This is a genomic window from Oryzobacter telluris, assembly GCF_043099285.1.
GTDB classification, from domain to species: domain Bacteria; phylum Actinomycetota; class Actinomycetes; order Actinomycetales; family Dermatophilaceae; genus Oryzobacter; species Oryzobacter telluris.
The window spans coordinates 2,381,601-2,406,244 of sequence record NZ_CP170723.1; the positions used below are offsets into that span (position 1 = coordinate 2,381,601).

The following is a 24,644-nucleotide window of genomic DNA, read 5'->3' on the forward strand; positions in this document are numbered from 1 at the left end:
CGGCGGCCGGTCGGCCGCGACGGGGTATCCGGTACGGACGGTAACAGGTACCGCTGGTTCCTGCTACGGTCCGGGGCATGACCGAGACGCGCGCCACGCCCGACGGGCGCAGCTCGCGGTGGGACGAGCACCGGCTCGCCCGTCGTGCCGAGCTGGTGGAGGCGACCCTGCGCGCGGTCCGCGACCACGGCGCCGGTGTCGGCATGGACGAGGTGGCCACCGTGGCGGGCACCTCCAAGACCGTCTTCTACCGCCACTTCGCCGACCGCGCCGGCCTGTGGACCGCGGTGGCCGAGCGGGTCGACGCCACCATCGTGCGCGACCTCACCCGGGCCGCGGACTCCCCCGGCGGCGAGGGCGGCACGGCGCGCTCGCGGGTGCGGGCCGTCATCGCCGCCTACCTCCACCTCGTCGAGACCGACCCGGAGGTGTACCGCTTCATCGTCACGGCCCCCATCGTCCCGCCCGGCGAGCGACCGAGCGGCGACGTCGCCGCCGGCATGACCGACCGCATCGCCCGGCACGTGGCCGACCTCGTCGGCACGGGGCTCGGGGCCGACGGTGCCTCCCCCACCCCGCGGCTCTGGGGTGTCGCGGTGGTCGGGATGGTGCGGGCCACCGCCGACGCGTGGCTGGCGGCGGGCGGCGCCGACGGCGGCCAGAGCAGCGACGAGCTCGCCGATGACCTCACCCGGCTCGTGTGGGACGGCCTCGGCTCGCTGGCGGGTCTCCCCGCCACCCCCACCCGCTGACCCCACGTCCTCAGCCCCGCCACCACGGCCGCAGCGGCAGCCCGGTGGACCCGTCGTCGTGGGGCCGCACCGCGAGCACCTGGTGCAGCTGCACCTCGCCGCGCTCGAAGCCGAGCCGCGAGCCGGCCATGTACAGGCCCCACACCCGCGCGGTGCCCTCGCCGACCTCGTCGACGCACTCGTCCCAGTTCGCGACGAGGTTGGCGCACCACTGGGCGAGGGTCAGCGCGTAGTGCGGCCGCAGGTTCTCCTCGTGGAGCACCTCGAGCCCGGTGTCCTGCGCGGCGCTGATGATCCGCCCCGAGCCGGTGAGCTCGCCGTCGGGGAAGACGTACCGGTCGATGAACGGCCCGATCTCCTGGTGGCGGTTGTGCGGCCGGGTGATGCAGTGGTTGAGCAGCGTGCCTCCGGGGCGCAACCGGTCGCGGATGAAGCGGAAGTACGCCGGGTACTGGCGCACGCCGACGTGCTCGGTGAGCCCGATGGACGAGACGGCGTCGAAGCCGGTCTCGGTGACGTCGCGGTAGTCGCCGTGCCGGACCTCCGCGAGGTCGGTGAGTCCGTCGTCGGCGATGGCCTTGCGCGCCCACTGCGCCTGCTCGCGCGAGAGGGTGACTCCCGTGACGTGCACGCCGCGCCGCGCCGCGTGGCGGGCCATCCCGCCCCAGCCACAGCCGATGTCGAGGAGCCGGTCACCCTCGCGCAACCCGAGCTTGTCGAACACGAGCCGGAACTTGTTCTCCTGGGCCTGTTCCAGCGTCGCGTCGCGGTCGGGGTAGCAGGCGCAGGTGTAGGCCATCGTGGGGCCGAGGACGAGCTCGTAGAACCGGTTGGAGACGTCGTAGTGCCGGTGGATCGCCTCGGCGTCGCGGGTGACCGAGTGTCGCAGACCCTCGGCGGCGCGCCGCCACCGCGGCAGGTGCTCCTGGGGTGGCGGAGGCGGCGGGGTGAGGCCGCGGACCCCGAGGGCGCGGGCGGCCTCGAGCGCCGTGGCGGGCGAGGGGCGGCGGAACCGGACCGCGGCGAGGTCGACGAGGACGTCGTACGGGTCGCCGGGGTGGACCCCGTCGATCTCGAGGTCACCGGCGACGTAGGCGCGGGCGAGCCCGAGGTCGCCGGGTGCGGTGGCGAGGTAGGCGACGGCTCGGGGCGTGCGCAGCCGCAGGGTGCGTGGGGCGTCGGGCGGTCCGAGGGACGACCCGTCGTAGGCACGCAGGCCGACGGTCAGTGGGCCGTCGACGACGGCGTCGACGAGCTCGGCGATGGACATGGACGTGCACTCCCTCCGTGAGGTGGTCGGTGGTGGCGGCGGGCCGGGTCAGGCGCCCCGGACCGCCTTGGCGTAGAGGTCGGGGAAGCGGCCGCCGGGGTCCCAGCGCTGCTTGAGGGCGCGGTACTCCTCGCCCCCGTAGAGCCGGTCGAACTCCTCGCGGTCGTAGAACGACTCGGAGTACAGCGACTTGTGGCCGCCGGCGTCGCGGACCCGGTCCTCGATGCGCCGGTTGGTCGCCCCCGGCCCGGCCGCCGCGTCCACCGGGACCGTGGACCAGAAGCCGACGTTGACGTAGGTCTCGCCGGGCCGCAGCGGGTAGAGGGTCCACGGCCGGTCGCTGCGCAGGCGGAGGGGGCACAGCCAGACCGGCTCGATCGGCACCTCGCGCAGGAACCAGCGCAGGAAGTCGGCCGTGGCGGAGAGCGGGACCTCGACGTCCTGGACGACGCGCTCGCGCGGTGGCCGGCCGCGGAGGGCCTCGAGCCGGTCGGCGACCGAGAAGCGGCGGTCGAGGGCGACGAGGCGCCAGTACACGCTGCTGCGCAGCCACCGCCTCGGCCAGAGCCGGCGCACCCGCGGGTCCTGGGCGCCGAACGCCCGCGAGCACCAGAACCAGTCGGTGTCCCACCGCCACAGGTAGTCGTGCGTCGTGAGGACGTCGCGCCGCGGCGTCGGGCCGTCGTGCTGGAGGGAGCGGTAGAACACTGCGTCGCCCGTGTACTCGCTCGTGGGCCCCCTCTCGTCGGTGCGGGCTCCGAGGACGAGGTAGGCCTCGTCATCGGAGAAGACCACGCCGTCGACGTAGTCGACCTCCTCGCCCTCCCACGCGCCGCTGGCGACGACGGTGCCCAGCCCGTCGACGAGCGAGCCGACGTCGTGGAAGCGCACGTGCCGCAGCGACACGGTGCGCCCCACCGGCTCGAGCTGGATGCGCAGCCGGGTGGCGTAGCCGAGGGTGCCGTAGGAGTTCGGGAAGCCGCGGTGGAGGTCGGGGTGGCGCTCGGGCGACGCCGTGACGACCTCGCCGTCGGCGGTGAGGACGTCGAGCTCGAGCACCGACTCGTGCGGCAGGCCGTTGCGCCACGAGGCCGACTCGATGCCGAGGCCGGTGACCGCGCCCCCGAGCGTGATGGTCCGCAGCTGCGGGACGACGAGCGGGGTGAGCCCGTGCGCGAGGGTGGCGTCGACGAGGTCCTCGTAGGTGCACATGCCCTGGACGTCGGCGGTGCGGGCCACGGGGTCGATGGCGACGACCCCGGTGAGGCCGCTGGTGTCCAGGCCCGGCCCGGTGGCCTGCGTGCGGCCGCGGAACAGGTTGGAGGTGCGCTTGGCCAGGCGCACCGGAGCGCCGGCCGGGATGGCGCGGTGGCTGGCGACGAGGCGCTCGACCCCGGCGTCGTGGGAGGTGCCGAGGACCGTGGTCATCCGGGCTCCACGGTGTCCCCGACCTTCACCCAGCCCTCCGCGCCGACGGCGGCGTACAGGCCGGCGCAGGCGTTGCCCGTGGGCTCGACGGCGAGGACGACCTCGCCGATGCGCAGGACTCCTCCGTGGAGGGCCTCGACCTGCGCGGTGGGGACGTCGAGGACGAGGTTGGCCCGCGTGGTGGGCGAGTCGGCCCCCACGAGCGACACCGCGGCCTTCTTCGGCCGGTCACCCTCCAGGCCGTCGGCCGTGACGTGCACGGCCTCGACCTCGACGCCGGGCTCGCCGCGCGTCGGGTAGGTGTGGATGGACCGGACCCGGATGACGTCCATACCGACATCGTGCACCCGCGCACCGACATCGCCGCTGTCATTTCGCTGTGGACCGCCGACGCGAACGCCCCCGACGACGAGGTCGCGGGGGCGCAGTGGTGGATGTGGAGGGACTCGAACCCCCGACCTCTCGCGTGTGAAGCGAACGCTCTAACCAGCTGAGCTACACATCCGGGTGCCGTACGGCCTGCCGAGGATATACGGAGCCGTGGAGCCATCGGAAATCGACCCGGCGGGTCGGCCCCGACGAGGCCTCAGAGGCCCACGGACGTGTGCAGCCAGCCCGCCACGTTGCCCGGCACGAACGAGGGGATCCCGGTGAACCAGAGCACCAGCCAGATCGCCCCGGCCACGACGAGGGCGCAGGCCAGGGCCAGCAGCCCCTTGACCCACCAGGCCTGCTGCTTCGCCCACGACTCCCACGCCCGGACCCTGGTCTTGACGAAGTCGAGCAGCCGGGCGGCCGGCTCGAACTCCGAGGCCCACACCGCGATGCCGAGGATGACGATGAGCCAGCCGGGACCGGGCAGCGGCACGAGGATGAGCCCGCCGACGACGAGGACCAGCCCCGTGAGGAAGACGACGCCGCGGTAGATGCGCAGCGAGTGCGGGTTGGACCGGATGCGGCGTCGCCACGCCCAGTCCTTCTCGTCGTCGCTGGGGTCGCGGAAGAGCCGGCTCGGCTTCGTCTGCTGGTCGCTCACGGGTCCATGCCCTTCTCGACGTGCCGGTCCCAGACCTCGCGCACGCGAGCGGTGACGGGACCGGGGGCGGGCAGGTCGCGCCCGTCGAGCACGGACACGGGGAAGACGTCCTTGATCGAGGAGGTGAGGAAGACCTCGTCGGCGCGCTCGAGGACCTCCAGCGGCAGGGCCTGCTCGACGACCTCCAGGCCCTCGTGGGCGCACCACTCGAGGACGAGCTCGCGGGTGATCCCGGCCAGGCAGCCGCTGTCGAGCGGCGGGGTGCGCACCACCCCGTCGGTGACGACGAAGACGTTGCTGCCGGTGGCCTCGCACAGCTCGCCGCGGGTGTTGGCGAACAGCGCCTCGACGGCTCCGTGAGCCTTGGCCCGGGCGAGGGCGATGACGTTGTCGGCGTACGAGGTGGTCTTCAGGCCGGCGGTCGCGGCCCGCTCGTTGCGCACCCACGGGACGGTGACGACGGCGCCGTGCGCGTCAGGGCGGGCGTGCGGCACGGCGGTGACGATGGTCGTGAGGGCCGAGTCGAGGCGGTCGGACCCGAGTGGCCCGCGTCCCCCGGTGACCGTGACCCGCAGGCGGCCGAAGTCGATCGGCTCTCCGTCGAGGACGGCCTCGACCCCGCGGCGGATCGCGTCGTGGTCTGCGGCCGGGAGCCCCAGCCCGGCCATGGTGCGGTCGAGGCGACGCAGGTGGCGCGTCATCGCGAACGGGACACCGCCGTCGATCTTCGCCGTCTCGAACGCGCCGTCGCCCACGGTGACGCCGTGGTCGACGGCGCTCACCGCCGGGGCGTCGGCGTCGACGAGCACGCCGTCGACCCAGACCCTGATCCCGCTCATGCCCTACACCCTTCCAGACGCGACGTCGGCACCCGAGGCGATCCCGACCAGACGCGCCGCCTTCAGCTCGGTCTCGTCCCACTCCTGAACGGCCACGCTGCCCCAGGTGATCCCGGCGCCGGTGCCGAACCTCAGCACCCGCTGGCCATCCGCCGTCCGGTCGGCCCAGAACGTGCGGATGCCGACGGCCAGCTCGGCCTCGTCGCGGTCGGCGTCGACCCAGCCCACCGCCCCGCAGTACGGGCCGCGCGGCACCGGTTCGAGGTCGCGGATGGCGAGCAGCGCCGTGTGCTTCGGCGCCCCGCTGACCGAGCCGGGCGGGAAGGTCGCGCGCAGGATCTCGGGCCAGCCGACGCCGTCGCGCAGCCGGCCACTGACGTCGGAGACGAGGTGGACCAGCCCGGGGTGCTCCTCGACCCGGCAGAGGTGGTCGACCTCCACCGTCCCGGGTCGGCTCACCGGGGCGAGGTCGTGGCGCACGAGGTCGACGATCATGACGTTCTCGGCGTGGTCCTTGGCCAGGAGCCCTTCGGCCGTGGGTGCGGTGCCCTTGATCGGCCGCGACGTCAGCCGGTCGCCGCGGCGCACGAGGAAGGCCTCGGGCGAGGCGCAGGCCACCTCCAGCCCGGCCTCGGGCAGGTCGATGGTCGCGGCGTACGGGGCCGGGTTGCCTGCGGCCAGATGGGTGCCGAGCGCGGCGATGGACGCGTCCTCGGCGAGGTCGTGCTCCAGGACGCGGCAGAGGTTGACCTGGTAGACCGTGCCGGCCGCGATGCGGCGCCGGATCTCGTCGACGCCGGCGACGTACGCGTGGCGGTCCAGGCTGGTGCGCCACTCGCCGGCCAGCGGCGCCCACGGGCCCGAGGGGGCGGCCGGCGCGGCACGCTCGACCTCGGCCATCCGCACGGCCGTGAAGTGCCCCTCGAAGGTCGAGACGACCGTCCAGAAGCCCGTGGTGAGGTCGGCCGGGTCGTGGGTGACCTGCGCGACCCCCCGGGCCACGACTCCCCCGAACCTCGCCTCCGACACGCCCCGCATCGTATGCGGCACACGAACCGCCGTCAGACGGTGGCGGGGACCACGTCGGCCACCGTGTGCCCCCAGGAGCGGGCGCGGTCCAGCTCGTGGGCCTCGAGCGGGCCCGACGTCCCCGCGACCCAGAAGCTCTCCGGCGGCGCGGCGCGCGGCATCCCGTGGCGGTGCAGCCGCCGGTCGGCGGCGTGGGCGGCCGAACCCGGGAGCCGGCGCACGCGGGACACGCGCGTGTCGAACGCCGCGACCCACGTCTGCGGTGCCTCGGGTAGCGCGTCGACCCACTCGCGCAGACCGGCCTCCGGGTGGCGCACCGTGCCGCCCTGCTCGAGGGCGTCGTGCCGGGTCGAGGGCCGCGTCATCGAGAACGCGTGGGTCGGCCCTCCCACGACGAGCAGGTCGACCCCCTCGACTCCCGACGGGGCCGCACCCACCTCGCGCACGTCCACCGACATCACCTCGGCGATGCCGTCGGCGACCGCCCGCGCGACTCGCTCGGTGTTCCCCCAGAACGACTCGTAGACCACCAGTGCCCTGCTCATCTCGACCTCCGTGGGGCGGTCCCCGAGCTGGGGACCGGGCCCCATCTCCACCCTAGGCCGGTGGGTGCGCGGCAGCGGTGTCTCGTCGGTCACCCACCAGGCCGTCGGCGACCGCAACGGCCCGCAGGTCGAGGTCACGCGCCTCGGCCCCGGCAGGTGCACCGCCGCCGAGGTGGGCCGGCCACCACCAGGCGGTTGCGGGGTCGGCCGGCGGGTCGGGGTACCGGCGCTGGACGTCGGCGAGGAGGTCGGTGACCGCGGAGTGCCAGCGGTCGGTGAGGGAGGTGGCGTCCTCGCCGGGACGCGGGTGCAGCGGCTCCCCCACGGCCACGCCCACCCACCGACCCCGGCGCAGCGAGGGGCGCTGGCCCACGGTGAATACGCGGTGCAGGCCCCACTGGGCGACCGGGACGAGTGGCGCACCGGTCGCGACGGCGAGGTGCGCGGCCCCGAGCCGCAGGTCGGCGCGGTCCTTGAGGTGGAACGCGTGCCCGATCGTCGCCTCGGGGTAGATGCCGACGACCTCACCGGCCCGCAGCAGGTGCAGCGCGCGCCGGGCGGCGACGGTCCCGCTGCGGCGGTCGACGGGCAGGTGACCCATCCCCCGCATCAGCGGCCCGGACACCGGCGCGCGGAACACCGACTCCTTGGCCATGAACCGCACGAGGCGCCCCCGCGCCACGGCCGGCAGGCCGACGACCATGAAGTCGACGAAGCTCGCGTGGTTGGCCGCCACGACGACCGGCCCGGAGGCGGGCAGGTGCTCGGCACCCGTGACCTCCAGGCGCAGGCCGAGCAGCCGGAAGAGCACCCGGCAGACCCGGATGACGACGCGGTAGGTGAGGTCGGGCACGACGGTGGTTCGGAGCCGGCCACCGGGTCGGTTGGGAGCCACAGACACCCTCCTTCCGGGCCAGAGACACGCGCCCCGGCCCGGCGTAGCGTCGGCCGGTGGACCGCTTCGCGGTGGAGCGGACCGAGGAAGGACGGTGGTTCCATGTTCATTCAGGTCATCCAGGGGATGTGCTCGGACGAGGCGGCGCTGCGGATGCAGATGGACCGCTGGCGCGAGGGCCTCGCCGCGGGCGCCGACGGCTGGCTCGGCGGCACCTACGGCATGACCGACGACGGGCAGTTCGTCGGGGTCGTCCGCTTCGAGTCGCGCGAGGCCGCGGCCCGCAACTCCCTGCGCCCCGAGCAGGGGATGTGGTGGGAGGAGACGAGCCGCTGCTTCGACGGCGAGGTCACCTTCCACGACTGCGACGACGCCATCCTCATGCTCGACGGCGGGTCCGACGACGCCGGGTTCGTCCAGGTCATCCAGGGCCGCGTCGAGGACGCCGAGCGCTTCCGCGCCTTCATGTCCCAGCCGATGGACATGCTCCACGAGGCCCGCCCGGAGATCATCGGCGGCACGATCGCCATCGACGCCGACGGCTTCTTCACCGAGACGATGGCGTTCCGCAGCGAGGAGGAGGCCCGCAAGGGAGAGCAGATGGAGCTGCCGCCGGAGATGTCCGAGCAGTTCAACCGCGAGATGGAGCAGGTCACGGACATGCGCTACCTCGACCTGCACCACCCGTGGTTCGCCACGGCGATGCCGGCCTGACCCCGGACACGAGGAAGCCCGCCAGGTGGGAACCTGGCGGGCTTCGTGCGTGGACGCGAGAGGACTCGAACCTCCGACCCCCACCGTGTCAAGGTGGTGCGCTAACCAACTGCGCTACGCGTCCGTGGGGCCGTGCTGAACTGTGCGACTGCTCCGTGCGGGTACTACTCGAGGTGGAGACGGGATTTGAACCCGTGTACGCGGCTTTGCAGGCCGCTGCCTCGCCTCTCGGCCACTCCACCGTGGGGGCGGCTTCACCCTCCGAGCGGATGACCGGGTTCGAACCGGCGACCTCAACCTTGGCAAGGTTGCGCTCTACCAACTGAGCTACATCCGCGCGCTCTCCGTGCGAAACCCTTGCGGGCCGCGCTTGGCGTGCTCGGGAACATTATCCGATGGCCGAGGGGAACTCCAAACCGGCCTAGCGCTCGGCCTCCACCGGGTCCCGATCGCGCGATCGGTGGTCACCGGCCATCGGCGTGAGCGGCCCGCGGGCCGCCTCCTTGAGGCTGGTGAGGCCCAAGGTGTCGTCGGCGGTGGGGTCGCGGTACCCGTCGAAGGGGTCGCCCCAGCGGTCCCCGGCGCTGCGGCGGGTCGTGCGGCGCCGGCTGCTCTCGCGCACCCAGGCGGCGAACCGCTCATGCAGGCTGCGCTCCTCGGCGGCCGGCCACAGCTCGCGGATCGCCGCGTTGAGGGCGGCCCCGATGAGCACGGCGATGGCCAGGGCGTAGAGCCAGATGAGCAGGACGATGGGCGCCGACAGCGGCCCGTAGATCGAGGTGCCGCCCAGCGACGCGGCGATGCTCCCGCGCACGACGTACGAGGCGAGCAGCCAGATGACGAGGGTCAGCACCGCCCCCGGGACGTCGCGCAGCCACGGCGACCGGCGCGGCGTGGACACGTGGTAGAGGCTGGTGAGGCCTCCCACGGTGAGGAGCGTGACGAGCGGCCAGTACAGGAGGTCCAGCGCCGCCCACGGGGTCGGCAGCATCTGCCCGAGCAGGCTCGGCCCGAGCAGCACCAGCGGGATCGTCACGATGCCGAGCACCAGGGCGAGGATGTAGAGCGAGAACGACAGCGCCCTCGTGTGGATGATGCCGCGCACCCCCGACTGCCCGTACATGATCGAGATGGTGTCGACGAAGACGTTGAGCGCGCGCGACCCCGACCACAGCGAGAGCAGGAAGCCGATCGAGATGAGGTCGAGGCGGCCGTTGGCCAGGACGTCGTCCACGGTGTCGCCGAGGGTGTTGCGGATCACGTCCTCGGTGAGGAAGCGCGCGGCGTAGGCGTTGATGTCGGCCTTGACCTGCTCGACCTGGCCCGGGCCGAGCCAGCCACCCACGTAGCCCAGGCCTCCGAAGAGCCCGAGGACGAGCGGCGGCAGCGACAGCAGGGCGAAGAACCCCGCCTCGGAGGCCAGCCCGGTGACGCGGTAGCGCAGGCAGATCCGGATGGTCGCGACGGCCAGCCTGGCCAGCGGGAGCAACCCGGGGACGCGGGCGAGCGCCCGCCGGAGGCGCCGCTTGGCGTCGGTCATGGGGCCACGGTAACCGCCGTACGCTCGGGTGATGCGGACCCACGTCGTCACCAACGTCGTCCCGGCGCCCCGCGACCTCCACGTCCTGCGCTCCGACGCCACCCTGTCCGACGCGGTCGAGCGCTGGGTGGAGCCGCACGACCCCGAGGGCGCCGCCTCCCTCGACGACCTCGGCGCCCTCGCCGGGAGCGAGCAGGCACGGGCCTGGGGCGACGACGTCGAGCGGGTGCCGCCGGTGCTGCGCACGCACTCCCCCACCGGCGAGCGGCTCGACGAGGTGGCCTTCCACCCGAGCTACCACCGCCTCCTGGAGGTGGCCGTCGGCGCCGGACTGACGGCCGAACCGTGGACCCGCCCCGAGGGCTCGGGCGCGCACGCCCGCCGGGCCGCCGGCTTCCTCGTGTGGTCGCAGGTCGACGCCGGGCACCTGTGCCCCGTCTCGATGACGTACGCCGCCGTCCCCGCGCTGCGCACCGAGCCCGTGGTCGCCGAGCACTGGGTGCCGGGGCTGGCGTCGCGCACCTACGAGGCGGCCCTGCGACCGGCGGCGGCGAAGGCCGGGCTGACCGTCGGCATGGGGATGACCGAGAAGCAGGGCGGCAGCGACGTCCGGGCCAACCAGACCGGTGCCGTGGCGTCTCCGGGTGGGCCCCTCACCGGCGAGACCTACCGGCTCACCGGCCACAAGTGGTTCTGCTCGGCGCCGATGAGCGACGGCTTCCTCGTCCTCGCCCAGACCGACGCCGGCGTCGGCTGCTTCCTCGTGCCCCGCGTCCTCGACGACGGCTCGCGCAACGACATCCGGGTCCAGCGCCTCAAGGACAAGCTCGGCAACCGCTCGAACGCCTCGTCCGAGATCGAGCTCGACGGGACGTGGGGCGTGCGGGTCGGCGACGAGGGGCGCGGCATCCGCACGATCATCGACATGGTGGCCTCCACCCGGCTCGACTGCGTCGTCGGCTCGGCCGCCACGATGCGCGCGGCGCTCGTGCGGGCGGTCCACCACACCCGGCACCGCTCCGCCTTCGGGGCCCTGCTCGTCGACCAGCCGCTGATGCGCAACGTCCTCGCCGACCTGGCCCTGGAGTCGGAGGCCGCCACCCTTCTCGCGCTGCGCCTCGCCCACGCGGTCGACCAGGGTGAGGGCGAGCTCAGCCGCCTCGCGGTGGCGCTGGGCAAGTTCTGGGTCTGCAAGCGCACCGCCCCGATGGTCGCGGAGGCGCTGGAGTGCCTCGGCGGCAACGGCTACGTCGAGGAGAACGGCCTGGCACGGCTCTACCGCGAGGCGCCGCTCAACTCCATCTGGGAGGGGTCGGGCAACGTCAACGCCCTCGACGTCGTGCGCGCCCTCACCCGCGAGCCGCCGTCGCTCGCGGCGCTCGGCAAGGAGCTCGCGCTCGCCCGCGGCCACTCCACCGTCCTCGACGCGGCCATCGACGAGAGCGACTCGGTCGCGGCGCTCGCCCTCGGGCCCGACGGCGCGTGGGAGGCCCGGCGGCTCGTCGAGCGCCTGGCCGTCACCCTCCAGGCGTCACTGCTCGTGCGACACGCACCCGGCCCGGTGGCCGACGCGTTCGTCGCGAGCCGGCTGGGCGGAGCGCACGGCAGCACCTTCGGCACGCTCGCGCCGTCGGTCGGTGCGGGTGCGGTCGACCTCCTGCTGGAGCGCGCCCTCAGGGCGTGAGGGCGAGCCGGGCCCGCTCGGCCTCGACGTCGAAGTCGGCCGCCGGCCACTTCGGGTCCATCGCCTCGAGGTGCTCGAGGAGCAGGTTGGTCACGGCCAGCCGGGCGTACCACTTGCGGTCGGCGGGGACGACGAACCAGGGCGCGGCGTCGGTGGAGCACTTCTCCAGCGCCACCTGGTACGCCTCCATGTAGTCGGCCCAGTGGCCGCGCTCGTCGACGTCGCCGGGGTTGTACTTCCAGTACTTGTCCTCGCGCGAGAGCCGCTCGGTGAGGCGCGCCTTCTGCTCGTCGCTGGAGATGTGCATCATCACCTTGACGATCGTCGTGCCGTCGTCGACGACCCCCTGCTCGAAGGCGTTGATCTGCGCGTAGCGGCGCGACCACGTGGTGCGCGGCACGAGGTCGTGGACGCGCACGATGAGGACGTCCTCGTAGTGGCTGCGGTCGAAGACCCCGATGTCGCCCGGGCCCGGCAGCCCCTTGCGGATGCGCCAGAGGAACGGGTGGCGCCGCTCCTCGGCGCTCGGCGCCTTGAACGAGGTGATCGTGACGCCCTGGGGGTCGACGGCCCCCACGACGTGGCGCATGATGCCGCCCTTGCCGGACGTGTCCATGCCCTGGATGACGAGGAGCACCGAGCGCCTGCCGCCGCCCTTGGACTCGGCGTAGAGGCGCTCCTGCAGGTCGCCGACCCGCTTCTGCAGGTCGGCCATCACGCCCTCGCCGTCGGCCTTGGAGCCGGTGAAGCCCGGGGTGGACGCGGGGTCGAGGTCGGCGAGCGAGAACCCGGGTCCGACCCGCAGCACCTCGCTCCAGGTGACCGGCTCCACCTCCTTCTCACCGCGCGCCTTCGCCGCCTTCGCGCGCTTCTTCTCGGCCTTGCGCGCGGCCTTGCCCGACAGGGCTGCGTCGGGCGTCACCTGCTCGGCCGGGAGCGCGCCGGTGGCCGCCACCTCGGCCGTCGGGACGTCGCCGCCCTTGCCCTTGGTCGCGCCCTTGGTCTTCGTCGACTTCCCACCCTTGGCCATCGACGCATCCTCGCAGACACCCGGCCCTCCCGGCAGGGGTCGTTCCCACGACCCGTGACCTGCGAGACTCCGGCCATGCGCGTCCTCCTCGGCCCTCGCCGGCCGTCGTCCCCGGGGGCGCGGGTCACGGCCTCCGAGCTCGAGTCGCTCTACGCCTTCCCCGCGGGTCGGCGGTGGGTGCGGGCCAACTTCGTCTCCACCCTCGACGGGTCGGCCGTCGGACCCGACGGGCGCAGCGGCACCATCAACACCCCGGCCGACAACCGGGTCTTCGCGCTGCAGCGCCGGCTCACCGACGCCGTGCTCGTCGGCGCCGGCACGGTGCGCGCCGAGGGCTACGAGCGCGTGACCCCCGTGCGCGGCCGGCAGGTCCCACCGGCCCTCGTCGTCGTCAGCGCCTCGGGCCGGGTGCCCGAGGGCCTGCGCACGCCGACAGAGGGGCGCGGCGCCGGGCTGTTCGTCACCTGCGCCTCGGCCGGGACCCGCAGGATCGAGCAGGCCCGCTCGGTCCTCGGGGTCGAGTCGGTCCTCGTGGCAGGCGAGGAGCGGGTCGACCTCGCGGTCGCGCTCGACGCGCTGGCCGACCGCGGCCTCCGGCACGTCCTGTGCGAGGGCGGCCCGTCGCTCTTCGGTGCCGCCCTGGCGGCCGGGGTCGTCGACGAGCTCGCCCTGACCCTCTCCCCCCTCCTCGTCGGTGGCGACGGCACCCGGGTGACCGTCGGCGCCCCCCTCGGCGCGCCCGCCGGCCTCGCGGCCACGCCGCGCCTCCTCCTCGAGGAGGCCGGGACGATGCTGGGCCTCTGGAGGGTCTCGCGCCCCTGACCTCCGCCGAGGATGATCGGGGCGTGCGCACCGCCTTCGCCCACGAGGCCCGGCTCGTCCTCGACGAGGACGGCGACGAGCGCGCGCCGGGTGGCGCGGTCACCCTCGCGCTGTGCGGGTCGTGGGAGCACCCGGGCCCGTGCCCCCTCGCGCCGCACCACACGACGTCCCGACCCGATGACGACGCGCTGGTCGTCCGCGTGGTGTTCGCCTGCGCGCCGGCCGACGAGGACACCGCCCGCGAGCTGCTCGCCGAGGCGCTCGACGCCGGTGAGCTGATGGGACCCGACGGGGTGCGCACGCGGTGGCGCCTCCTCCACCAGGGTGCCGACGACCTGCGACCCGACGAGGAGGACCAGGCCGCCCGGCTCGTGGCCGAGCCCTGACCCGCCCCCTCGCGGGGCCCTCGGTCCACGTGCGGAGGGGTCAGTCGGCGGCGAACTCGCCGACGAGGGCCTCCCACCGCTCGGGCTCGGTGTTCCACTCCTTGCAGTGCCGCGCCACGTGCCACTCCTCGAAGCGCACGAGGTCGGGGCGCGCCCGCGCCAGCGCCCGCGACGGACCCGCCGGCACGAACTCGTCGTCGGCGGAGTGGATGAGCAGGATGCGGTGGTGCAGCTCGTCGGCCCGGTGCACCCAGTCGGTGCGCGCGAGGTCGACGCCCTCGTGCACGCCGAGGAAGCGGTGCCCCCACCGCTGCCGCATCATCGAGCGGGCCAGGGAGCCGATGTGGCGGGGCAGCCGGTGCTGGCGGGCGTGGTGGGCCAGCACGTCGCCCCAGTCGATGACGGGCCCGTCGAGGACGACGCGCGACACGAGGCGCGACAACGGCGAGCGGTCGAGGAACTGCAGGACGATCGCCCCGCCCATCGACCAGCCGCCGAGGAGCAGCTCGGTGGCGCCGCGGGCGACGGCCTCGACGACCGCGGCCTCGACGTCACGCCACTCGGAGAGCCCGAGCGCGTAGCGGCCGTCGGCGCCCTCGGGGACGCCCTCGTCGTTGCGGTAGGTGGGGACGAGGCAGGTCCACCCCTGCGCGAGGAGCGGCGGCATCATCCGGATCGTCTCCTCGCGGCGGGCCCCGCGCCCGTGGACGAGCACGGCCCACCGGCCGGGGACCGCGTCCTCGGGCGGCGTGACGAGCCAGGCCGGCATGTCGCCGAGCTCGCCCTCGTAGGTGACGTGCTGCAGCGGCATGCCGATGCTGACGTCGGGGGGCGCCCCGTGGAAGTACGGGTTCCACCGGGCGCCTCCGGGGGCGAGGTAGCCGCGGTCGACGGCGAGGAGCTCGCGCTCGACGGTGCCGGCGGCGGTGTCGATGCCGAGGACGTCACCGACCCGGACGTGGCCGAAGCCGTCCTCGATCCACAGGCCGTACCGCCCGGGGACCACCGTCTCCGGGGTGATGCCGAGGGTGACCGTGTGCGCCCCGGCCTTGCGCACGACGACGTCGTCGGGACGTTGGCGGTCGGGGGTGAGGACGCGCCGCGCGAAGTAGGCGGCCGCCGCGAGCGAGCCCGCCCCGCTCGCGAGCGCCGTGGTGGCGCCGACGGCCGCACCGGCGGCCACGGCCTTGCGGGTCCGGCTGCCGGCCGGGGGCGCCGTGGGGTCGGGCGTCACGCATCGCCCCCGGACAGCACGGTCGACAGGTCGTAGGAGACCGGCTCGTCGAGCTGCTCGTAGGTGCAGTCCTGCGGGTCCTTGTCGGGACGCCAGCGCACGAACTGCGCCGTGTGCCGGAACCGGACCCCTTCCATGTGGTCGTAGCGGACCTCGACGACCCGCTCGGGGCGCAGCGGCGTGAAGGAGAGGTCCTTGCCCGCGGCCCAGCGGCTGCCGGCGGCGTTCTGGGGGGTGCGGTTGCCCTCCTCCTGCTTCGCCCACGCCCACGGGTGGTCGTCGAAGTCGGTGACGAGGGGCTGGAGCTCGTCGAAGAGCTCCTTGCGCCGCGCCATCGGGAAGGCCCCGATGACGCCGACCGAGACGAGCGTGCCCTCGGGGTCGTGGATGCCGAGCAGCAGCGAGCCGATGACGTCGTCGCCCGACTTGTGCGTGCGGTACCCCGCGACGACGCAGTCGGCGGTGCGCTCGTGCTTGATCTTGAGCATGGTGCGCTTGTCGGGCTCGTAGGTGCCGTCGACCGGCTTGGCGACGAGGCCGTCGAGCCCGGCGCCCTCGAACGCGGTGAACCAGCGCCCGGCGACCTCGCGGTCGGCGGTGGCGGGCGTGAGGTGGATCGGCGCCTGCGCGTCGGCGAGGGCCTGCTCGAGCAGCGCGCGCCGCTCGGCGAACGGGCGGCCCATGAGGTCGTCGTCGCCCAGCGCCAGGAGGTCGAAGGCGACGAAGCGGGCCGGCGTCTCGACCGACAGCTTCTTCACCCGGCTCGCCGCCGGGTGGATGCGCTGGCTGAGCAGGTCGAAGTCGAGGACGTCCTCCCCCGGCCGCACGACGATGATCTCGCCGTCGACGACGCACCGCTCGGGCAGGTTGGCCAGGGCCGCCTCGGCGACCTCGGGGAAGTAGCGGGTCATCGGCTTCTCGTTGCGGCTGCCGATCTCGACCCGGTCGCCGGAGCGGAAGATGATCGAGCGGAACCCGTCCCACTTCGGCTCGTAGACGACCTCGGTGCTCTTCAGGGCCGCGGCGTCGAGCCCCTTGACCGGCTTGGCGAGCATCGGCGGCACCGGCGGCACGACCGGCATCCCCCACTCCTCGCGCAGCGCGGCGTCGCGGTCGGCCTTGGGACCCATGTACTCGTCGTCGGCCTTGTCGGTGCGGCGCTTGCTCGGCTGCACGCGGGGCGGCTCGCCGGGCATCTTCGGGTAGTCGGGCGGGAAGTTCAGCTCGCCCAGGCCCCGCTCGGCGACGTCCTCGTCCCACAGGGCGATGGCGGCGGCGACGTCACCGACGGCATCGTCGATGTCGGCCCACGCGTCACCGCGGTCCTCGAGGACGTCGGGCACGGTGAGGACGGTGAAGTCGCCGGGGCTGACGGTGGACAGCTCGGTCCAGGACACCGGCATCGACACGGGGGCGCCGGGCAGCGGGCGCGGGCTGTACGCCGAGGCGATGGTGCGGTCGCGGCAGGCCTGGTTGAAGTCGACGAACACCCGCTCGCCGCGCTCCTCCTTCCACCACGAGGTCGTGACGAGGTCGGGGAGGCGGCGCTCGAGCGCCCGGGCGATGCCGATGACGCCGTGCCGCACGTCGAGGAACTCGTGGGTGGGGGCGATCCGGGCGAACACGTGGACACCCCGGTTGCCGCTCGTCTTGGCCCACCCGGTGAGGCCGATCTCGGCGAGCAGCTCGCGCAGGGCGTGCGCGGCCTCGACGGCGTCGGAGAAGGTGCGGCCGGGCTGCGGGTCGAGGTCGATGCGCAGCTCGTCGGGGTTGTCGTTGTCCGCGGTGCGCACCGGCCAGGGGTGGAAGGTGATGGCGTTCATCTGGACGGCCCACACGGCCGCGGCGACCTCGTCGACGACGATCTGCGCGTGCCGCCGCCCGCTGGGATAGCGGCAGCTGACCGTGCGCACCCACTCGGGCATCCCCTTCGGAGGATTCTTCTGGTAGAACTCCTCGCCGTCGATGCCCTCGGGGAAGCGCTGCAGGGTGACCGGCCGGTCGCCGATGTGGTGGATCAGCGGGTCACCGGCCGCCACGACGTACGCCGCGAGGTCGCCCTTGGTGATCCCGGCGTCGGGCCACATGACGCGGTCGGGGCTGCTGAGCCGCACCTGTCGCGGGCCGTCGGGCCCCTCGACCTCGATCACCTGGGCGTCCGCCATGACCCGACCCTACTGAGCGGCACCGACGTCCCGGGAACCAACGGCGCGCTCGTACTGTTGGCACCACCATGACGATGAAGCCCACTGACCGCGAGTACACCGTCGACCGCACCGAGGAGGAGTGGAAGGCGCAGCTCTCCCCGGACGAGTACCAGGTCCTGCGCCAGGCCGGGACCGAGCGCCCCTTCACCGGCGAGTACACCGACACCAAGACCGTCGGCGTCTACGCCTGTCGGGCCTGCGGGTCCGAGCTGTTCGCCTCCGACACCAAGTTCGAGAGCCACTGCGGGTGGCCGTCGTTCTACAGCCCTCTCGCCGGCGAGAGCGTGGAGTTCATCGAGGACCGCTCGCTGCCGGGCCGCCCCCGCGTCGAGGTCCGCTGCGCCAGCTGCGGCAGCCACCTCGGCCACGTGTTCGAGGGCGAGGGCTACGACACCCCCACCGACCAGCGCTTCTGCATCAACTCCATCAGCATGACGCTCCGCCCGGCCGACCAGGCCTGACGCCAGACGCCTGTCCTCCTCGCACTTCGTGCGACTTGAGGGCGGTTTCCGGGCGGTCTCGCGCCGGAAACCGCACAGAAGTCGCACGAGGTCGGGGGTTCAGGGGCGCCAGGCGGGGTCGCGCCCGATGAAGCCGAGCAACCGGTCCTGGGCCGGGGCGTCGTCGGGGACGGGGACCCGCGGGCCGTACTGGCCCGAGGAGCGCAGGATCTCGTCGATGGGCTGCATCCCCTGGAACATCTGCTCGCAGGTCTCGGCGTCGAGGGTGTCGTCCTGGCCGGTGGAGCGGGCCAGGTCCCACGTGTGCATGAAGACGTCGGAGACGTAGAACTGGTCGATGGCGCGGGCCAGCGGGTGGTCGCCGGTGTGCGGGTTGGAGAACGTCCGCTCGTCCGTGGCCGGGTCGTCGAGGATCCCCTGCACCTGGTCGGCGTGGCTCGCCCAGGCGCCCGCCGGGTCCTCGTCGACGGTGGGGCCGGGGGCCAGGCGGATGCCCGCCCCGCCGGCGAGGAACGCCGGGAACCACTCGACGAGGTGGCGGACGACGTCGCGCGCGGCCCAGCCGTCGACCGGCGCCGGGGCGTCCCAGTCGGTGGCGCCGCGGGTGAGCTCGGCGAAGCGTCCGGCGACGGCGCGGTGGCGCTCGGCCGGCTCGCTGGGCAGGCCGCTCACAGCTCTCCCGCCTCGAGCATCGCGTCGATGGCGGCGTACCCGTCGGTGACGCCCTTCTCCATCCCGCTGGCCAGCCAGGCGTCGCGGTCCTCGAACGAGTCGCACAGGCTCTGCGCGTGGAGCAGGGTGCGCCCGTCGCCGAGGTCCTCGAAGGTCAGCGTCTCCAGGGCGACGCCCTCCGGCTGGCCCTCCCAGGTGAAGGTCTGCACGATCCGGCCCTCGGTGACCGTGTGGAAGCAGCCGCGAAAGCTCGTCGAGAAGTCGTCGCGCCCGGCGGTGTAGCGCCACGAACCACCGTCGCGGGCGTCCCAGTAGTCGATGTCGGCGCCGATGTCGGCCGGCCCCACCCAGCGGGAGAACAGCGCGGGGTCGGTGTGCGCCCGGAACAGCTGCGCCGGGGTGGCGGCGAACTCGCGGTAGATGTGGATCATGGGCACGGTGGCGTCGGCCTCGATGCGGGCCTGCGTCCTCGTCGTCGTCATGATGCCTGTCCTTCCTTCTCGTCCTGCTGCGGCAAGGGGTCCCCGTGGGCGTCGAGCCCGGCGAGCACGGCGTCGAGGCGCTGGTAGCGCTCCTCGGCCTGGCGCCGGTACCGCTCGATCCACTTCGTCATGAGGTCGAACACCTCGGCCTCGAGGTGCACCGGGCGGCGCTGGGCCTCCCGGCTGCGGCTGACCAGGCCCGCGTCCTCGAGCACCTTGAGGTGCTTGGAGACCGCCTGGAGCGAGACCTCGTACGGCTCGGCGATGGCGTTGACCGTCGCGTCGCCGACGGCAAGGCGCGAGACGATGTCGCGCCGCGTCGGGTCCGCGAGGGCCGCGAAGACCTTCGAGAGCTGGTCGGTCATGCCGGCCTCCTGTTCAACCATGTGGTTGAGGAGAATCTAGGCCGCCGCTGACGGCGTCGTCAACCCTGCGGTTGAGGAAGCCTGCCGAGCCATCCGCCGCCCTCCCTCCCGGTCCCTGCCGCCCCTGTCGTCGAGAGGAGGCAACACGCACGGGATCGGCGCCGACCGCCTGCGTGTTGCCTCACCTCGTGGCGGTGACCGCGGCGCGCAGGCCGGCCCACGCGGTACGGGTGTCCTCGTCGTCGACGTGCGGGGCGTGCAGGTCGCGGACGTACACCGCCACGTCGGCGAGGTCCCAGCGCAGGGCGTGCGCCTCGAGGAGCGCGTCGTCGAGGGCGACGCCGGTGCCCCCCTCGTACCGGCCCCGGATGGCGGGGTCCTCCCCCACCACCCGCCACAGGTCCCGCTCGGGCGGGGCAAGGAGGACGGTGTCCCAGTCGACGAGCACGACCCCGTCGTCCGGCGTCACCATCGTGTTGCCGCGGTGCGGCTCGCCGTGGGTGAGGACGAAGCGCGTGCGGTCCGCGCCGGCGACCAGGGCGTCGTACCGGTCGAGCAGGGCCCGCACGGTGTCGGCGTGGTCGCGCACCAGCTCCCACGCGTCGGCGGCGAACGGCCCTGCGCCCCAACGGGGTCCGGGGTCGTCGAGGTGGGTGCGCAGCTCGTCGGCGAGCGGGACGGTGAGGTCGTCCTCCATCACGTCGTCGCGGCACCCCTCCATGGCGTGGAGCTCGACGAGGCGGTTGACGACCGCGTCACGGTGTGCGGCGTCCTCGTACGGGCCCCAGCCGAAGGTGTCCCCCTCGACCCCCGGGTGGAGCGCGAGGGCGAACGACTCGTGCAGCCGCAGAACGACCGAGCCGTCGTCGGAGCGGACCGGCGCCACCACCCATCGCAGGCCCGCACCGTGGAGGGACGCGGCCGTCGCGAGGGCAGCCCGCAGCCGCGCGAACGGCGCGTCGAGCGGCTCGTCGTGGTGGCGGCGGCGCGTCCTCAGGTCGTCGGCGGTCGCGAACCAGCGGCGCCCGGAGGCGTCACGGACCCACCAGTGGTGGCTGCCGAACCCGACGGGTGCGTGCATGATCCCCTCGACGTCGAGGTCCCACCCCCAGATGAGGGCGGCCGCGACCTCGGCGTCGGCGAGGTCCTCGGGAGGCGTGAACACCCCGCCACGCTAGCCACGCCAGTCGGCCTGCGACCCCCACAACCCCGCCGTGAGTGCGGAAGTGGTGGCCGGGGCGACCACTTCCGCACTCACGGGAGGGGGTGGTGGGAGCGTCAGCGCTGGCGGTGGACCAGGGTGCGGATCGGCACGCGAGGGCCGGTGTAGAAGGGCACCTCCTCGCGCACGTGGCGGCGCGCGCCCGAGGCCCGCAGCTCGCGCATCAGGTCGACGATGCGGTGCAGCTCGTCGGCCTCGAACGCGAGGATCCACTCGTAGTCGTTGAGCGCGAACGAGGCGATGGTGTTGGCCCGCACGTCGGGGTAGTCGCGCGCCATCTTCCCGTGCTCGACGAGGAGGTCGCGGCGCTCCTTGTCGTCGAGGAGGTACCACTCGTAGGACCGCACGAACGGGTAGACGCAGATGTAGTCGCGCGGCTCCTCGTCGCTCATGAAGGCCGGGATGTGGCTCTTGTTGAACTCCGCCGGGCGGTGCAGCGCGGCCACCGACCACACGGGGTCGAGGTGGTCGCCGTAGGCCGTGCGCAGGAACGCGTGGTAGGCCTCCTGCAGCGCCTCGATGGTCTCGGCGTGCCACCAGACCATGACGTCGGCGTCGGCGCGCAGGCCCGCGACGTCGTAGGTGCCGCGGACGACGACGTCCTTCTCGGCGAGGTCGGTGAACAGCTCCTCGACCTCGGTGGCCAGGGCCGCGCGGTCCTCGTCGGCGAGCGGCTCGGCGACGGCGAAGACCGACCACATCGCGTAGCGGATGGTGTCGTTGACCTCGCGGATGCGCGCGGCTCCCGGCTTGGCGGGGGCGGGACGGGTGGACTCGGTCATGAGGGCTGCTCTCCTGGGACGGTGGCGAGGGTGCTGAGGGTGGTCAGGTGATGGACGGTCGCGGCCGCGACCCGAGCGGCCGACGCGACGACGGCGGGGACCCCGACGCCGTCGTAGGCGGCGCCGGCGACCTCGAGGCCGGGGACCCGGGCGACGTCGGCCCGCACCGCGGCGACGGCGTCGACGTGGCCGACCGCGTACTGCGGCAGTCCACCGCCCCACCGCTGCACGTGCGCGTCGACGACGGAGGGGACCGCGCGGCCGAGGGCGGCTGCGACGTCGGCGACGGCGAGGGCCACGAGGTCGGCGTCGTCGCGCTGGAGCACGGCCTCCTCCCGGGCGCGGCCCAGCGAGGCGCGCAGGTGCACGAGGTCGGGATCGAGGGCGCCGGTCCAGGCCCACTTGCGGAAGCTGAACGTGGCCGCCTTGATGGCGCGGCCCTCCACCGGCGGGACGAGGAAGCCGGAGCCTTCCACCTCGGCGAGGTCGGCCCGCGGCACGGCGAGGGTGACGACGGCGGTGGAGGCGGTCTCGATGCCGGCGAGGCGTTCGGCGGCGATGGGCGCGTGGTCGGCGAGGAGTCGGGACGCCGGCGCGGGCGGCACACAGAGGACGACGGAGTCGGCCTCGACCGTCTCCGGTGACGCGGCCGACCCGACGACGAGGCGCCATCCGCTCGTGGTGCGCTCCAGCGCCCGGACGACGACGCCGGTGCGCAGGTCGGCGCCCAGGTCCCGAAGGGCGTCGGCCAGGAGCTCGGGCAGGCGACCGACCCCGCCGACGATGCCGGCGAAGGGGGGCCGGCCGTCGGCCGTGGACGGCGCGGACGTGGGGGCCAGCAGGCTCTCGCCGCGGGTCGCGCGGTCCCAGAGGACGGGCATCGTGGCGCGTAGCGAGAGTCGCTCGGCGTGGCCCGCGTAGACGCCACCGAGCAGGGGCTCGACCAGGCGGTCGACGACGGCAGACCCGAGCCGGACCGCCACGTACTCGCCGACGGACACGTCGTCCTCGAGAACGTCTGTCGGCCAGGGCTGTTCGTGACGCAGCCGGTCGACCTCGCCGTCGGTGAGGACGCCGCGGGCGCCGTCGGGGTCGGTGGGGACGCCCATGAGCGTGGCCCTGGGCAAGGGGTGGAGCGACCCGCGGGACCAGATGGAGGCCGAGGTCGTGGCGGGGGTCGTGAGGTCGGCCCCGCCCCCGACGCGCTCCACGAGGTCGACGGCCTCGGGGCGCACGGCGAGCAGCGACTCGGCGCCGACGTCGACGCGATGGCCGGCCACGTCCTCGAGCCGGAGCTTCCCGCCCAGGCGGTCACTGCCCTCGAGCACCGTCACGCGGGCTGACGGTGCGGCATCGAGAACGCCCAGCGCGGTCGCGAGTCCGGCGACACCACCCCCGACGATCACGACGTGGGCGCCGGTGGGGACGGCCGGTGGCGGCATGCGCCCAGTCTCTCAGGGGCAGGCACGACCGGCCGACGCGACCCCTGCGTGACCGCGGCCTGACGTCCTCGTGACCGGGGAGACCGGTCCGTGACCGCCGTGACCCACCTGGTCCGCACTCGTGACCACATCGAGACCCGTCACCGGGAACCGAACCACGAGGCTGGGCGCCCCAGACGCAGCACACCACCCGGATCGACGAAGGAGTCACCCATGAGCACACCGGCCCGCCCCGCCCGACGCCGCGCCACCGCGACCGCCGGCCTCCTCCTCGTCGCCGGCCTGACGGTCGCCGGCTGCGGTGCCGGTGGAGGCGCCGGCGACTCCGGTGCCGCGTCGGGAGCCTCCGTCTCCGACGAGATGGCGCCCCAGTCCGGACGCGGGGTCGTCCAGGGCGGCGCGGTCGCTCCCGACGCGGCCACCGCCGACGGCTCGAAGGAGGCCCCGGCGGCGGGCACCGGCACCCCCACCGTCGACTTCGCCGCCTCCGCCCAGAAGCTGGCCCGCCGCGCGAACATCGCCCTCACCGTCGACGACGTCGACGTGGCCGCCGCCAAGGTCCGCGCCGTCGCCGCCTCCGAGAAGGGGCTCGTCCTCGCCGAGTCGATCTCCAGCGAGCCCGACGACGTCGCCACCGGCGGCTTCAGCACCATCACGATCTCCGTCCCCACCACCCGCCTCGACGCCGCGCTCGACCGCACCGCCGAGATCGGGAAGGTCCACTCCCGCAACACCTCCACCGACGACGTCACCGCCCAGTACGTCGACACCGCCTCGCGCGTGGAGACGATGGAGTCCAGCGTCGAGCGGGTGCGGGCCCTGATGAGCAAGGCGACCCGCCTCGCCGACATCGTCAGCCTGGAGTCCGAGCTCTCCCGCCGCCAGGCCGACCTCGAGGCCGTGAAGTCCCAGCTCGCCGCCCTCGACGGCCAGGTCTCGATGGCGCCGATCGAGGTCCGGCTCAGCACCGACGAGAAGGTGCTCGAGGTGACCGAGCCCGACACCGGCTTCCTCGCCGGGCTGGCCGCCGGCTGGGACGCGTTCACCGGCTCGGTGACCGTGCTGCTCACCGTGCTCGGCGCCCTGCTCCCCTTCGCCTTCGCGCTCGCACTCGTCCTGGTCCCGCTGGTGGTCTGGATGCGGCGCCGCGGCCCGCGCCCCTCGACCGTCACCCCGCCGATGGCGCCGGCTCCCCCGGTCGCCTGACCGGATCGGCGCGGCGGACCCTCGGGCCCGTCGCGCCGCTCAGCCCGTCGCGGTCACGCCGGCGTCGTCGCGGAGGATCTGCTCCCGGAGGATGTCGGCGTGGCCGCCGTGCTGCGCCAACTCGCGCAGGACGTGCAGCAGGACCCAGCGCAGCGGGAGCGGGCCCCGGCGGTTGCCCGGGAGCAGGTCGTCGAGCGACAGGTCCTCGATGGCGGCCCGCGACTGGGCGCACACCGCCTCGTGCCGGGCGAGGACCGAGGCGACGGTGTCGTCGTCGGTGAGGACGAAGGACTCGTCCGGCGTCGCCACGATGCCGATCTCGGCGCGGGTGCGGCCCGTGACGGCCTCGTCGAACCACACCTGCTCGACGAAGGTGGCGTGCGTGAGCAGGCCCAGCAGGGTGGTGCGGGACGGCACGAGGGAGCGGCGGGCCTGCTCGTCGGTGAGCCCCTCGAGGCTGTCGCGCAGGCCCTGGCGGTGCTCGTCGACGAACGCGAGGAGCTGCTCGCGCTCGGACCCGGCGATGACGGCGGGGTCCATCGGAGAAGGCACCATGCCGCGAACGCTAGCGCCCCCCTCGGACGTGGCCGCACCCCCACCA

26 protein-coding genes and 4 tRNA genes are annotated in these 24,644 nt (G+C 74.0%); 7 read left to right on the top strand and 23 right to left on the bottom strand.

The window, feature by feature from the left end; all coding sequences use genetic code 11:
• Positions 1 to 77 precede the first annotated feature (77 nt).
• A complete protein-coding gene (locus ACFLFB_RS10950; protein WP_392542208.1) occupies positions 78 to 752 on the top strand; it encodes a TetR/AcrR family transcriptional regulator in 675 nt (224 codons plus the stop codon).
• Positions 753 to 762: 10 nt separating this feature from the next.
• Here ACFLFB_RS10950 and ACFLFB_RS10955 read toward each other — a convergent pair whose 3' ends face one another.
• The 9 genes from ACFLFB_RS10955 to ACFLFB_RS10995 form a co-directional block, all read right to left on the bottom strand.
• Complete coding sequence (locus ACFLFB_RS10955; RefSeq protein ID WP_392542209.1) at positions 763 to 2,022, bottom strand: class I SAM-dependent methyltransferase; 1,260 nt, start codon at positions 2,020 to 2,022, stop codon at positions 763 to 765.
• A 48-nt stretch (positions 2,023 to 2,070) separates the two neighbouring features.
• On the bottom strand, positions 2,071 to 3,450 hold the full coding sequence (locus tag ACFLFB_RS10960) for an FAD-binding oxidoreductase (RefSeq protein ID WP_392542210.1): 1,380 nt from the start codon (positions 3,448 to 3,450) through the stop codon (positions 2,071 to 2,073).
• Positions 3,447 to 3,782: a hypothetical protein gene (locus ACFLFB_RS10965; protein WP_392542211.1), complete on the bottom strand. Its 336-nt coding sequence runs from the start codon at positions 3,780 to 3,782 to the stop codon at positions 3,447 to 3,449. Before ACFLFB_RS10965 ends, ACFLFB_RS10960 begins: the two co-directional genes overlap by 4 nt.
• Positions 3,783 to 3,878: 96 nt before the next feature.
• Positions 3,879 to 3,955, bottom strand: a tRNA-Val gene (locus ACFLFB_RS10970).
• Between the two features lie 81 nt (positions 3,956 to 4,036).
• Complete coding sequence (locus ACFLFB_RS10975; RefSeq protein ID WP_392542212.1) at positions 4,037 to 4,486, bottom strand: TIGR02611 family protein; 450 nt, start codon at positions 4,484 to 4,486, stop codon at positions 4,037 to 4,039.
• Entirely contained in the window at positions 4,483 to 5,325 is an 843-nt protein-coding gene (locus ACFLFB_RS10980) for an aminotransferase class IV (protein WP_392542213.1), read from the bottom strand. Before ACFLFB_RS10980 ends, ACFLFB_RS10975 begins: the two co-directional genes overlap by 4 nt.
• 3 nt (positions 5,326 to 5,328) lie before the next feature.
• Positions 5,329 to 6,363 carry a chorismate-binding protein gene (locus ACFLFB_RS10985; RefSeq protein WP_392542214.1) on the bottom strand — a complete coding sequence of 345 codons (1,035 nt, stop codon included), beginning with the start codon at positions 6,361 to 6,363 and terminating at the stop codon, positions 5,329 to 5,331.
• A gap of 23 nt (positions 6,364 to 6,386) precedes the next feature.
• Complete coding sequence (locus ACFLFB_RS10990) at positions 6,387 to 6,899, bottom strand: flavodoxin family protein (RefSeq protein WP_392542215.1); 513 nt, start codon at positions 6,897 to 6,899, stop codon at positions 6,387 to 6,389.
• Between the two features lie 52 nt (positions 6,900 to 6,951).
• Positions 6,952 to 7,794, bottom strand: a complete 843-nt coding sequence (locus tag ACFLFB_RS10995; protein WP_392542216.1) for a lysophospholipid acyltransferase family protein — start codon at positions 7,792 to 7,794, stop codon at positions 6,952 to 6,954.
• A gap of 102 nt (positions 7,795 to 7,896) precedes the next feature.
• Between ACFLFB_RS10995 and ACFLFB_RS11000 the strand changes: the two genes are divergently transcribed.
• The gene (locus ACFLFB_RS11000; protein WP_392542217.1) at positions 7,897 to 8,508 is read left to right on the top strand and encodes a hypothetical protein; all 612 of its coding nucleotides are present in this window, start codon (positions 7,897 to 7,899) and stop codon (positions 8,506 to 8,508) included.
• A gap of 50 nt (positions 8,509 to 8,558) precedes the next feature.
• On the opposite strand, the gene ACFLFB_RS11005 is transcribed toward ACFLFB_RS11000, so the two are convergent.
• The 4 genes from ACFLFB_RS11005 to ACFLFB_RS11020 all read right to left on the bottom strand — a co-directional run bounded on the left by ACFLFB_RS11005 (position 8,559) and on the right by ACFLFB_RS11020 (position 10,048).
• Positions 8,559 to 8,632 (bottom strand) — tRNA-Val (locus ACFLFB_RS11005).
• Positions 8,633 to 8,679: 47 nt separating this feature from the next.
• A tRNA-Cys gene (locus tag ACFLFB_RS11010) sits at positions 8,680 to 8,750 on the bottom strand.
• Positions 8,751 to 8,772: 22 nt separating this feature from the next.
• A tRNA-Gly gene (locus tag ACFLFB_RS11015) sits at positions 8,773 to 8,845 on the bottom strand.
• Positions 8,846 to 8,929: 84 nt separating this feature from the next.
• Positions 8,930 to 10,048, bottom strand: coding sequence for a YihY/virulence factor BrkB family protein (locus tag ACFLFB_RS11020; RefSeq protein ID WP_392542218.1), 1,119 nt, complete (start codon positions 10,046 to 10,048; stop codon positions 8,930 to 8,932).
• 31 nt (positions 10,049 to 10,079) lie between these two features.
• Here ACFLFB_RS11020 and ACFLFB_RS11025 point away from each other — a divergent pair, with 31 nt between their 5' ends.
• Complete coding sequence (locus tag ACFLFB_RS11025) at positions 10,080 to 11,732, top strand: acyl-CoA dehydrogenase family protein (protein ID WP_392542219.1); 1,653 nt, start codon at positions 10,080 to 10,082, stop codon at positions 11,730 to 11,732.
• On the opposite strand, the gene ACFLFB_RS11030 is transcribed toward ACFLFB_RS11025, so the two are convergent.
• On the bottom strand, positions 11,722 to 12,762 hold the full coding sequence (locus ACFLFB_RS11030; RefSeq protein ID WP_392542220.1) for a polyphosphate kinase 2 family protein: 1,041 nt from the start codon (positions 12,760 to 12,762) through the stop codon (positions 11,722 to 11,724). The genes ACFLFB_RS11025 and ACFLFB_RS11030 overlap by 11 nt on opposite strands.
• A 75-nt stretch (positions 12,763 to 12,837) precedes the next feature.
• On the opposite strand from ACFLFB_RS11030, the gene ACFLFB_RS11035 reads away from it, so the two are divergent.
• On the top strand, positions 12,838 to 13,584 hold the full coding sequence (locus tag ACFLFB_RS11035; protein WP_392542221.1) for a dihydrofolate reductase family protein: 747 nt from the start codon (positions 12,838 to 12,840) through the stop codon (positions 13,582 to 13,584).
• 23 nt (positions 13,585 to 13,607) lie between these two features.
• Positions 13,608 to 13,970, top strand: coding sequence for a hypothetical protein (locus tag ACFLFB_RS11040; RefSeq protein ID WP_392542222.1), 363 nt, complete (start codon positions 13,608 to 13,610; stop codon positions 13,968 to 13,970).
• A gap of 40 nt (positions 13,971 to 14,010) precedes the next feature.
• Here the strand turns inward: ACFLFB_RS11040 and ACFLFB_RS11045 are convergent, their stop codons facing one another.
• Both ACFLFB_RS11045 and ACFLFB_RS11050 read right to left on the bottom strand, forming a co-directional pair.
• Complete coding sequence (locus tag ACFLFB_RS11045) at positions 14,011 to 15,204, bottom strand: alpha/beta hydrolase family protein (RefSeq protein WP_392542223.1); 1,194 nt, start codon at positions 15,202 to 15,204, stop codon at positions 14,011 to 14,013.
• Positions 15,201 to 17,369, bottom strand: coding sequence for an ATP-dependent DNA ligase (locus ACFLFB_RS11050; RefSeq protein WP_392542224.1), 2,169 nt, complete (start codon positions 17,367 to 17,369; stop codon positions 15,201 to 15,203). Before ACFLFB_RS11050 ends, ACFLFB_RS11045 begins: the two co-directional genes overlap by 4 nt.
• A gap of 74 nt (positions 17,370 to 17,443) precedes the next feature.
• Here ACFLFB_RS11050 and msrB point away from each other — a divergent pair, with 74 nt between their 5' ends.
• Positions 17,444 to 17,872 carry a peptide-methionine (R)-S-oxide reductase MsrB gene (gene msrB / locus ACFLFB_RS11055; protein WP_392542225.1) on the top strand — a complete coding sequence of 143 codons (429 nt, stop codon included), beginning with the start codon at positions 17,444 to 17,446 and terminating at the stop codon, positions 17,870 to 17,872.
• A gap of 99 nt (positions 17,873 to 17,971) precedes the next feature.
• On the opposite strand, the gene ACFLFB_RS11060 is transcribed toward msrB, so the two are convergent.
• From ACFLFB_RS11060 to hemG, 6 genes are all read right to left on the bottom strand, one after another.
• On the bottom strand, positions 17,972 to 18,544 hold the full coding sequence (locus ACFLFB_RS11060) for a TIGR03086 family metal-binding protein (protein ID WP_392542226.1): 573 nt from the start codon (positions 18,542 to 18,544) through the stop codon (positions 17,972 to 17,974).
• Positions 18,541 to 19,026, bottom strand: coding sequence for an SRPBCC domain-containing protein (locus ACFLFB_RS11065; protein WP_392542227.1), 486 nt, complete (start codon positions 19,024 to 19,026; stop codon positions 18,541 to 18,543). Before ACFLFB_RS11065 ends, ACFLFB_RS11060 begins: the two co-directional genes overlap by 4 nt.
• The gene (locus ACFLFB_RS11070; protein WP_392542228.1) at positions 19,023 to 19,391 is read right to left on the bottom strand and encodes a metalloregulator ArsR/SmtB family transcription factor; all 369 of its coding nucleotides are present in this window, start codon (positions 19,389 to 19,391) and stop codon (positions 19,023 to 19,025) included. Before ACFLFB_RS11070 ends, ACFLFB_RS11065 begins: the two co-directional genes overlap by 4 nt.
• Before the next feature lie 181 nt (positions 19,392 to 19,572).
• The gene (locus tag ACFLFB_RS11075) at positions 19,573 to 20,556 is read right to left on the bottom strand and encodes a phosphotransferase family protein (protein ID WP_392542229.1); all 984 of its coding nucleotides are present in this window, start codon (positions 20,554 to 20,556) and stop codon (positions 19,573 to 19,575) included.
• A gap of 113 nt (positions 20,557 to 20,669) precedes the next feature.
• A complete protein-coding gene (hemQ, locus tag ACFLFB_RS11080) occupies positions 20,670 to 21,395 on the bottom strand; it encodes a hydrogen peroxide-dependent heme synthase (protein WP_392542230.1) in 726 nt (241 codons plus the stop codon).
• Positions 21,392 to 22,837 carry a protoporphyrinogen oxidase gene (gene hemG / locus ACFLFB_RS11085; protein ID WP_392542231.1) on the bottom strand — a complete coding sequence of 482 codons (1,446 nt, stop codon included), beginning with the start codon at positions 22,835 to 22,837 and terminating at the stop codon, positions 21,392 to 21,394. Before hemG ends, hemQ begins: the two co-directional genes overlap by 4 nt.
• Before the next feature lie 213 nt (positions 22,838 to 23,050).
• On the opposite strand from hemG, the gene ACFLFB_RS11090 reads away from it, so the two are divergent.
• Positions 23,051 to 24,043: a DUF4349 domain-containing protein gene (locus tag ACFLFB_RS11090; protein ID WP_392542232.1), complete on the top strand. Its 993-nt coding sequence runs from the start codon at positions 23,051 to 23,053 to the stop codon at positions 24,041 to 24,043.
• A 39-nt stretch (positions 24,044 to 24,082) separates the two neighbouring features.
• On the opposite strand, the gene ACFLFB_RS11095 is transcribed toward ACFLFB_RS11090, so the two are convergent.
• Positions 24,083 to 24,598 carry a DinB family protein gene (locus tag ACFLFB_RS11095; RefSeq protein ID WP_392542233.1) on the bottom strand — a complete coding sequence of 172 codons (516 nt, stop codon included), beginning with the start codon at positions 24,596 to 24,598 and terminating at the stop codon, positions 24,083 to 24,085.
• Between the last annotated feature and the right edge of the window lie 46 nt (positions 24,599 to 24,644).

Coding starts and splice junctions, on each gene's coding strand:
- ACFLFB_RS11000 (WP_392542217.1), top strand. CDS start 7,897: ATGTTCATTCAGGTCATCCAGGGGATGTGCTCGGACGAGGCGGCGCTG.
- ACFLFB_RS10965 (WP_392542211.1), bottom strand. CDS start 3,782: ATGGACGTCATCCGGGTCCGGTCCATCCACACCTACCCGACGCGCGGC.
- ACFLFB_RS10990 (WP_392542215.1), bottom strand. CDS start 6,899: ATGAGCAGGGCACTGGTGGTCTACGAGTCGTTCTGGGGGAACACCGAG.
- ACFLFB_RS11070 (WP_392542228.1), bottom strand. CDS start 19,391: ATGACCGACCAGCTCTCGAAGGTCTTCGCGGCCCTCGCGGACCCGACG.
- ACFLFB_RS11065 (WP_392542227.1), bottom strand. CDS start 19,026: ATGACGACGACGAGGACGCAGGCCCGCATCGAGGCCGACGCCACCGTG.
- ACFLFB_RS11090 (WP_392542232.1), top strand. CDS start 23,051: ATGAGCACACCGGCCCGCCCCGCCCGACGCCGCGCCACCGCGACCGCC.
- ACFLFB_RS11035 (WP_392542221.1), top strand. CDS start 12,838: ATGCGCGTCCTCCTCGGCCCTCGCCGGCCGTCGTCCCCGGGGGCGCGG.
- ACFLFB_RS11020 (WP_392542218.1), bottom strand. CDS start 10,048: ATGACCGACGCCAAGCGGCGCCTCCGGCGGGCGCTCGCCCGCGTCCCC.
- ACFLFB_RS10985 (WP_392542214.1), bottom strand. CDS start 6,363: ATGCGGGGCGTGTCGGAGGCGAGGTTCGGGGGAGTCGTGGCCCGGGGG.
- hemQ (WP_392542230.1), bottom strand. CDS start 21,395: ATGACCGAGTCCACCCGTCCCGCCCCCGCCAAGCCGGGAGCCGCGCGC.
- ACFLFB_RS11050 (WP_392542224.1), bottom strand. CDS start 17,369: ATGGCGGACGCCCAGGTGATCGAGGTCGAGGGGCCCGACGGCCCGCGA.
- msrB (WP_392542225.1), top strand. CDS start 17,444: ATGAAGCCCACTGACCGCGAGTACACCGTCGACCGCACCGAGGAGGAG.
- ACFLFB_RS10960 (WP_392542210.1), bottom strand. CDS start 3,450: ATGACCACGGTCCTCGGCACCTCCCACGACGCCGGGGTCGAGCGCCTC.
- ACFLFB_RS11025 (WP_392542219.1), top strand. CDS start 10,080: ATGCGGACCCACGTCGTCACCAACGTCGTCCCGGCGCCCCGCGACCTC.
- ACFLFB_RS11030 (WP_392542220.1), bottom strand. CDS start 12,762: ATGGCCAAGGGTGGGAAGTCGACGAAGACCAAGGGCGCGACCAAGGGC.
- ACFLFB_RS11095 (WP_392542233.1), bottom strand. CDS start 24,598: ATGGTGCCTTCTCCGATGGACCCCGCCGTCATCGCCGGGTCCGAGCGC.
- hemG (WP_392542231.1), bottom strand. CDS start 22,837: ATGCCGCCACCGGCCGTCCCCACCGGCGCCCACGTCGTGATCGTCGGG.
- ACFLFB_RS10955 (WP_392542209.1), bottom strand. CDS start 2,022: ATGTCCATCGCCGAGCTCGTCGACGCCGTCGTCGACGGCCCACTGACC.
- ACFLFB_RS10950 (WP_392542208.1), top strand. CDS start 78: ATGACCGAGACGCGCGCCACGCCCGACGGGCGCAGCTCGCGGTGGGAC.
- ACFLFB_RS10980 (WP_392542213.1), bottom strand. CDS start 5,325: ATGAGCGGGATCAGGGTCTGGGTCGACGGCGTGCTCGTCGACGCCGAC.